The organism is Streptomyces sp. NRRL F-5755 (genome assembly GCF_001279365.1).
In the GTDB taxonomy this organism is placed as follows: domain Bacteria; phylum Actinomycetota; class Actinomycetes; order Streptomycetales; family Streptomycetaceae; genus Streptomyces; species Streptomyces rimosus.
In genome coordinates, this window is the sequence record NZ_LGCW01000168.1 from 1 (window position 1) to 528 (window position 528).

The 528-nt window shown below is 76.7% G+C and carries 1 protein-coding gene; it reads right to left on the reverse strand.

The annotated features are described in order from the left end of the window. Positions 1-167 precede the first annotated feature (167 nt). The coding region (locus ADK86_RS16370; RefSeq protein WP_159393868.1) for an ATP-binding cassette domain-containing protein at positions 168-528 on the reverse strand (361 nt) is incomplete at its 5' end.

A 528-nucleotide genomic window follows, 5' to 3' on the forward strand; every position in this document is an offset into this window, starting at 1 on the left:
GCCGACGCCGACGGCGGTCAGTGCCGTACGGACCCAGCCCTCGCGGCCGCTGCCGACCGCGAAGCGCATGCCCATGACGAGATCGCGGAACCAGACGGCCGGACCGGCCGGGGCCTTGGCCCGGGGCTCCTCCCGGCCGGTGGGACCGGGGCGGTGGTCGAGGGTGGTCATGCCAGACCCGCCATTTCCCGGGCCTGGCCGTCGCGGACGACGACCTCGCGGTCGGAGTAGGCCGCGACCCGCGCCTCGTGGGTGACCAGGACGACGGCCGCGTTGGTGTCCCGCGCGGCCTCCGTCAGCAGCGTCATCACGCGCTCGCCGTTGAGGGAGTCCAGGGCGCCGGTGGGTTCGTCGGCGAAGATCACGCGGGGGCGGGCGGCGAGCGCGCGGGCCACCGCGACCCGCTGGCCCTGGCCGCCGGAGACCTCACCGGGCCGCTTGGCCCGCACCTCGCCGACCTCCAGCCGCTCCAGCCACTCCAGCGAGCGCTCCTCGGCCTCCTTGCGCCTGGCACCGCCCAGGCGCAGC